The organism is Amnimonas aquatica, assembly GCF_002943415.1.
Classification (GTDB): Bacteria; Pseudomonadota; Gammaproteobacteria; order Pseudomonadales; family Moraxellaceae; genus Perlucidibaca; species Perlucidibaca aquatica_A.
The window spans coordinates 1-7,293 of record NZ_PTQZ01000080.1 but is presented as its reverse complement, the minus strand read 5'-3'; the positions used below and the strand labels follow the sequence as shown (position 1 = coordinate 7,293).

General features: G+C 68.4%; 6 protein-coding genes and 1 pseudogene. All 7 read right to left on the bottom strand.

Going from position 1 to position 7,293, the window contains the following annotated elements; translation table 11 throughout:
* Window positions 1-112: 112 nt before the first annotated feature.
* Window positions 113-1,159, bottom strand: coding sequence for a lytic murein transglycosylase B (mltB, locus tag C5O18_RS04735; RefSeq protein ID WP_105191912.1), 1,047 nt, complete (start codon window positions 1,157-1,159; stop codon window positions 113-115).
* A gap of 20 nt (window positions 1,160-1,179) precedes the next feature.
* The gene (gene rodA, locus C5O18_RS04730) at window positions 1,180-2,328 is read right to left on the bottom strand and encodes a rod shape-determining protein RodA (RefSeq protein WP_105191910.1); all 1,149 of its coding nucleotides are present in this window, start codon (window positions 2,326-2,328) and stop codon (window positions 1,180-1,182) included.
* Window positions 2,325-4,196: a penicillin-binding protein 2 gene (gene mrdA / locus C5O18_RS04725; protein WP_105191914.1), complete on the bottom strand. Its 1,872-nt coding sequence runs from the start codon at window positions 4,194-4,196 to the stop codon at window positions 2,325-2,327. The genes rodA and mrdA overlap by 4 nt, the downstream gene beginning before the upstream one ends.
* A 67-nt stretch (window positions 4,197-4,263) precedes the next feature.
* Complete coding sequence (gene rlmH / locus C5O18_RS04720; RefSeq protein ID WP_105191908.1) at window positions 4,264-4,731, bottom strand: 23S rRNA (pseudouridine(1915)-N(3))-methyltransferase RlmH; 468 nt, start codon at window positions 4,729-4,731, stop codon at window positions 4,264-4,266.
* 22 nt (window positions 4,732-4,753) lie between these two features.
* Window positions 4,754-5,122: a ribosome silencing factor gene (gene rsfS, locus C5O18_RS04715; protein WP_105191906.1), complete on the bottom strand. Its 369-nt coding sequence runs from the start codon at window positions 5,120-5,122 to the stop codon at window positions 4,754-4,756.
* Window positions 5,119-5,799 carry a nicotinate-nucleotide adenylyltransferase gene (gene nadD, locus C5O18_RS04710; protein ID WP_105191904.1) on the bottom strand — a complete coding sequence of 227 codons (681 nt, stop codon included), beginning with the start codon at window positions 5,797-5,799 and terminating at the stop codon, window positions 5,119-5,121. Before nadD ends, rsfS begins: the two co-directional genes overlap by 4 nt.
* Before the next feature lie 106 nt (window positions 5,800-5,905).
* A pseudogene (locus C5O18_RS04705) lies at window positions 5,906-7,083 on the bottom strand (glutamate-5-semialdehyde dehydrogenase).
* Between the last annotated feature and the right edge of the window lie 210 nt (window positions 7,084-7,293).

Below are 7,293 nucleotides of genomic sequence, written 5' to 3'. Positions count from 1 at the left end.
GGGGTGGCGGGGCCGGCGGCTGCGCGGCGCAGGCCGCCAGCAGTGCCAGCGCCGCGGGCAGCAGCGTCGCCCGCAGGATATGCCTCAGGGTCATTTACGCACCTCCTGCAGGTCAGGGCAGGAGGCTGGCTCCCGCAGCGGGCTGTGCCGCGGCGCTGTCACGCTCGCGCAGCGCGGCCTCGAGCTCTCCGGCCAGCTGGTGCACGGCCATGGCGTAGAGAATACTGCGGTTGTAGGTGGTGATGACGTAGAAGTTGTTGAGGCCTATCCAGTATTCACCACCGTCCGTCCCCTGCAGGCGCAGGGCCGAGGCCGGCGTGGCGTCGGTCAGGCCGGGCACCGGCTCGCGCGGCGTCAGGCCCTGCTTGGCCAGGGCGCCAAGCGTGCTGACGGTCTTCAGCTCGGTGCTGGCTGCGCGGTCGTAGTCCAGGCCGCGGATGCGCGCACGCACGGTCGCCGGCTCGCCCTTGCGCCAGCCGTTGGCTTTCAGGTAGTTGGCGATCGAGCCGATGGCATCGACCGGGTTGTTGATCAGGTCGATGCGGTTGTCGCCGTCGAAGTCCACGGCCAGGCGGCGCCAGCTCGACGGCATGAACTGCGGGAAGCCCATGGCGCCGGCGTAGGAGCCGCGGATATCCAGCGGGTTCATGCCGTTCTGCTTGGTGAGCACGAGGAACTCGCGCAGCTCGCGGCGGAAAAAGGGCGCGCGCGGCGGGTAGTCGAAGCCCAGCGTCGCCAGCGCCTCGATCACGCGGTAGCTGCCCTTGTTGCCGCCGTAGGTGGTCTCGACGCCGAGGATGGCGAGGATGATGCCGGCCGGCACGCCATGCGCCTGCTCGGCGCGGGTGAAGACATCACGGTACTGGTCGTAGAACGCGACGCCCTTCTCGACCCGGTTGCGGGTCATGAAGATGGGCCGGTAGTCCTTCCACTCGCGGGTCTTTTCCGCCGGGCGCGCGATCAGCTCGAGGATCTTGTCCTGGCGCGACACGCCGTCGAACAGCGCTGCCAGTTCGCCGGGGGCATAGACCTTCTCGGCCTCCAGCTGCTCGATCATGGCGTTCAGCTCCTCGTAGCGCGAGAAGTCGCCGGCCTGCGCCGTGCCGCCCAGCAGGGCCAGGGCCATCAGCCCGTTGCGCCAGTGCTTCAGTGTCTTCATGCAATCCTCCGAGTGTGTTGTCAGCCCATCAGCTTGCGATGGGCCTGGATGGACATCAGGACGCCGAAGCCCGACATCAGGGTGATGATGGCCGTGCCCCCGTAGCTGATGAAGGGCAGGGGCACGCCCACCACGGGAAGAATGCCGCTGACCATGCCCGCGTTGACAAAGACATAGACGAAGAACGACAGCGTGATGGCGCCGGCCAGCAGGCGGCCGTAGGAAGTCTGCGCCTGCGTGGCGATCTGGAAGGCGCGACCGAGGATGGCCAGGTAGAGCGCGATCAGCACGATCACGCCGATGTAGCCGAACTCCTCGGAATAGGCCGCGATAATGAAGTCGGTGTGGCCTTCCGGCAGGAAGTGCAGGTGCGACTGCGAGCCGTCCAGCCAGCCCTTGCCGAACAGTCCGCCGGAGCCGATGGCGGTCTTCGACTGGATGATGTTCCAGCCGTTGCCGAGCGGGTCGGACTCGGGGTCGAACAGGGTCAGGATGCGGCGCTGCTGGTAGTCGTGCAGCATGTGCCAGGCGAACGGCGCCACGGCGGCGAAGATGGCGGCCAGGCCGCCCATGAGCTTCCACGGCAGGCCGGCGAGGAAGAGCACGAAGAAGCCGCTGGCGAACACCAGGATGGCCGTGCCCAGGTCGGGCTGTTCGGCGATCAGCCCGGCCGGGATCAGGATCAGGCCGAAGCAGATCACGATGTCCATGGCGCGCAGCGGCAGCGGACGCATGGACAGGTACCAGGCCAGCATCATGGGCATGGCGAGCTTGAGGAACTCGGACGGCTGCACGCTGGTGACGCCGGGAATGGTGATCCAGCGCTGGGCGCCCATGCGGATCTCGCCGAACAGCGCGACGCCGACCAGCAGGATGACGCCGCCGCCGTAGAACCATGGCGAGATGTAGGCATAGGTGCTGGGCGGAATGCGCGCGAACACCATCATGACCACGAAGCCGATCATGAAGCTGCTGGCCTGCTTCATGGTCATGGCGGTGTCGGCACCGCTGGCGCTGTAGAGCGCCAGCAGGCCGATGCCGGTGGCAGTGGCCAGCAGCGTGGCCAGCGTCGGGTCGAGCCGGAGAATGCCCCAGAGGTCGGTGCGCTTCTCGAATTCGGCACCGCTCTGTGCCGACTGGCGCAGGAAGCGGCTCTGCGTGTCTTTCATTCACCGCCTCCGGATGCGGGCTCGGTCAGCGCCGGCGGCGGCGCCACGATGCCGTTGATTTCGTAGTCGAACAGCGCGCGCGCGATCGGCGCCGCCGCCGTGCTGCCGTGGCGGCCGTTCTCGATCAGCACGGCTACCGCGATCTTCGGGTTCATCACCGGCGCGAAGCCCATGAACCAGGCGTGGTCCCAGTGGCGCGGATCGAGGCGGGACTCGTCGTACTTCTCGTTCTGCTTGATGCTCTTGACCTGGGCGGTACCGGTCTTGCCGGCGATGTCGTAGCCGACCAGGCCGCGGCGGATGCCGCCGGCGGTGCCGGCGCCATGGACCACGCGGCGCATGGCCTCGTGCATCCTGTCCCAGTCCTCGGGCTGGCCGTTGAAGGCGATGTGCTCCTTCGCCGCCGGCTCCGGCTGCACGGGGTTGGGGCCGTGGCTGGAACGCAGCAGCTGCGGCTTCACCTTCAGGCCGTTGTTGGCGACGATGGCGGTGGCCAGCGCCACCTGCAGCGGGGTGGCGGTGAAATAACCCTGGCCGATGCCCACCGACATCATTTCGCCGCGGTACCAGGGTGCGCGCAGGCGCTTGCGTTTCCAGGCCACCGACGGCAGCGTGCCGGTCTTCTCGTTGACCAGGTCGATGCCGGTCTTTTCGCCGAAGCCGAATTCCTTCATCCAGTCGTGGAAGCGGTCCACGCCCATGCGGTCGGACATCTGGTAGAAGTAGGTGTCGCAGGAGATCTCGATGGCCCGGTACAGGTCGACGATGCCGTGACCCTGCTTCTTCCAGTCGCGGAAGCGGTGATTGACGCCGGGCAGCATGAAGTAGCCGGGGTCGGAGATCTTGTAGTCCCAGTCCACCAGGCCGTAGTGGATGCCGCCGAGGCCGGCGAAGGGCTTGATGGTCGAGCCCGGCGGGTAGATACCCTGCAGGGCGCGGTTGTACAGCGGGCGGTCCTCGTGGTCGCGCAGGCCGCGGTACAGCGGACCGGGAATGCCGCCGACGAACAGGTTTGGATCGAAGCCCGGGTTGCTGACGAAGGCCAGCACGCCGCCGGTGGCGGGGTCGATGGCCACCACCGCGCCGCGGCGGCCGGCGAGCTGCTCGTGGGCGATCTGCTGCAGCTTGATGTCCAGGTGCAGGGTCAGGTCGGTGCCGCGCTGCGGCGGCGTGCGCTTGAGCACGCGGATCTGGCGGCCGTAGGCGTTGGTCTCGACGTGCTGGTAGCCGACCTTGCCGTGCAGCGCCGACTCGTAGAATTTCTCGATGCCGAGCTTGCCGATCAGGTGCGTGCCGGCATAGGCCGTCGGGTCGAGGGTCTTCTGTTCCTCTTCGGAAATGCGCGAGACATAGCCCAGTACGTGCGCGAAGAGCTCGCCCTGCGGGTAGTAGCGCGAGATCTCGACCTCGGCGGTGACGCCGGGAAACTGGTAGCGCACTTCCGAGAAGCTGGCCAGGTCCTCCTCGCTGAGGCGCGTGCGGATGGGCACGGGCTCGTAGCGGCGGGCCACGCGCAGGCGGTTGCGGAAGCGGCTGATCTCCTCCGGAGACAGGCTGAGCACCGGCGTCAGGCGCTCGATGACCTCATCGAGGTTGCCGGCCTGCTGGCGGTTCACCACCAGCGCGAACACCGGCCGGTTGTCGGCCAGCAGCACGCCGTTGCGGTCGTAGATGAACCCGCGCGGCGGCGAAATGGCCTCCAGGTGGATGCGGTTGTTTTCCGACAGCGTGGCGTAGGTCTCGTGCTGCATGAGCTGCAGCCAGCCGTAGCGCATGAGCAGGATGCCGAAGGCGAACAGCACGAAACCGCCGGCGAAGGCCGCGCGGTTGCGGAACAGCACGGTCTCCTGCTGCTGGTCCTTGAGCATCAGCCGTTCCGGCCTGCGGCTGCCCTTCGGCATGTTCTTCTGGTTCATGGCTCAGCGGTGGCAAGACTCAGCGATGGTAGGGATGGCCCTTGAGCAGGGTCCAGGCGCGATAGATCTGTTCCGCCAGGAGCACGCGCACCATCGGATGCGGCAGGGTCAGGCGCGACAGCGACCACTGCATGTCGGCACGCGCCCGTGCTGCGGGGGCGAGGCCTTCCGGGCCGCCGACAAGCAGGCTGATATTACGACCTTCCTGCAGCCAGCGCCCGAGGTTTTGCGACAAATCTTCGGTGCTCAGCGCCTTGCCGCCGACCTCCAGCGCCACCACGAAGTCCTGCGGATGGATGGCGGCGAGCTGGGCCTCGCCCTCCTTTTCGGTCAGGCGGACGACATCGGCGTTCTTGCCGCGCTTGCCGGCGGGAATCTCGACCAGCTCCAGGCGGACATCATCGGTGAGGCGCTTGGCGTAGTCGTCGTAGCCGCTGGTCACCCAGTCGGGCATGCGGGTGCCGACGGCCAGCAGGCGGATCTTCACGACGCGGTCCGGAGGCGGGGGGTCAGTGCGAGGCGCCGGCCGGCGTGGCGGCACCCTGCACGGTCCACAGGCGTTCCAGGTCGTAGAAGACGCGGGTGGCGGGCAGCATGACATGCACGATGACGCCGGCCAGGTCGATCAGCACCCACTCGCCTTCACGTTCGCCTTCGACGCCGACCGGGCGGAAACCGGCGGCCTTGGCTTTCTCCTGGACCTCGTCGGCCAGGGCCCTGACGTGGCGCGTGGAGGTGCCGCTGGCGATGATCATGACATCGGCCATGCTGGTCAGGGGGCGTACATCGAGAATGGTGACATGCTGGGCCTTGAGGTCGGCCAGTGCGTTGAGGGCAGTGTCCTGCAGACGCTGCGTGTCGGCATCGAGGGCGGTCATGGGCTTGCGTGGCTCTCCTGGTCATGGCCCTGTTCAAGGTACAGGCCATGATGGTCAATATAGTCCCGTACGGCTGGTGCTAGCCAGTCCGAGGTCTGCCGTCCGTCCGCCAGCGCGGCGCGCAGGTCGGTGCTGGAGACAGGCCAGGGCGGGGTGTCGAGCAGCAGCAGGCTGCCGAAGGGGCGCGATTGTAGCAGCTCGGCCCGTGAAATCCGCCGGTTTTCTGCCCAGTTTTCGATCTCTGTCGGTAGCGCGGCATCGTGCCCCGGCCGGCTCGCCACGACCAGGTGCGCGTATTCGCACAGGCGCCGCCAGTCGCGCCAGGCGGCGAGACCGGCCAGGCTGTCGCGGCCCATCAGGAAGGCCAGCGGCCGGTCGGCGCCGAGGCGCGCGCGCCAGCGCCGAAGGGTGTCTATGCTGTAGGTCGGTGGTGGCAGCCGCAGCTCCTCGGTGTCGAGCAGCCAGGACGGCTCGCCGGCATCGGCCAGTGCCAGCCGGAGCAGCTCGGCGCGCTGCTCCGGCGTGGCGCCGGTGCGGGCTTTCAACGGCGAGCGCGGGGTGGGCAGCCAGATGATCTGGCAGGCGCCGGTCAGGTGCTGGGAGGCGCGCGCGGTTTCCACGTGGCCCCGGTGGACCGGGTCGAAGGAGCCGCCGAAAAGCAGGGTGAGGCCGGTCATGTCCGGCTCCGTCCGGCCCGGTCCGCCGTCATGGCGCCGGGCCGGGCGGCCGCCGCGCGCATCCCCGGACCACCGGCCCGGGACGCGTGGCGACCGCGGCGGAGGGTCACTGGCGGATCTGCCCGTCGCCGAGCACGATCCACTTCTGCGAGGTCAGGCCTTCCAGGCCGACCGGGCCGCGGGCGTGGATCTTGTCGGTGGAAATGCCGATCTCGGCGCCCAGGCCGTACTCGAAGCCGTCGGCGAAGCGCGTGGAGGCGTTCACCATGACCGAGCTGGAGTCGACCTCGGCGAGGAAGCGGCGGGCCTTGGTGTAGTTCTCGGTGACGATGGCGTCGGTGTGGTGCGAGCCGTACTGGTTGATGTGCGCGATGGCCTCGTCGAGGCCGTCGACGACCTTGATCGCCAGCACGGGGGCCAGGTACTCGGTGTACCAGTCCTCTTCGGTCGCCGTCAGCACGTCATCGCCAAGCAGCGCGCGCGCGCNACCAGCAGCGTTTCCATGGCGTTGCAGACGCCGTAGCGGTGCGTCTTGGCGTTGATGGCGATGCGTTCGGCCTTGGCGGTGTCGGCCTCGCTGTCGAGGAAGACGTGGCAGTTGCCGTCCAGGTGCTTGATCACCGGCACCCGGGCTTCGCGCGAGATGCGCTCGATCAGGCCCTTGCCGCCGCGCGGCACGATGACATCGACATATTCCGGCATGGTGATGAGCTGGCCCACGGCGGCGCGGTCGGCGGTCTCCAGCACCTGCACCACGGCGGCGGGCAGGCCGGCGGCGAGCAGGCCCTTGCGGATGCCGGCGGCGATGGCCTGGTTGCTCTGCAGCGCTTCGCTGCCGCCGCGCAGGATGGTGGCGTTGCCCGACTTCAGGCACAGCGACGCCGCCTCCAGGGTCACGTTCGGACGCGACTCGTAGATGATGCCGATGACGCCCAGCGGCACGCGCATCTTGCCGAGCTGGATGCCGCTCGGGCGGTAGCTGAAGTCGCTCATCTCGCCGATCGGGTCGGGCAGGGCGATGACCTGGCGCAGGCCTTCGAGCATGCCGTCGAAGCGCGCGTCGTCGAGGCTCAGGCGGTCGAGCAGGGCGGCGTCGAGGCCGCCGGCTTCGCCGGCGGCGACATCGCGCGCGTTGGCGGCGAGGATGTCGGCGCGGTCGGCCTGCAGGGCGTCGTGGATGGCCTGCAGGGCGGCGTTCTTCTCCCGGGTGCTGGCGCGCGCGATCACGCGCGAGGCCTGGCGGGCTTCGCTGCCCAGGGATTGCATGTAGGTGGTGATGTCCATGGGACGCTCCGATGACGGCTGCGCCAGCCTGCCGGAAAACGGTCGGGCAGGGGCGGATCGGTCGATTATAACCGCTTGCCGGCATTACAGATCATCACTTTACAGGGGAGGCGAGGCATGGGAGCGTGGGCGTGTCGCAGGGGCGGGCCGGAACCGGCGCGGAGCGACTGACAGCCGGGAGCGAATGTCATGGGGTGGCGGACGGGAGGC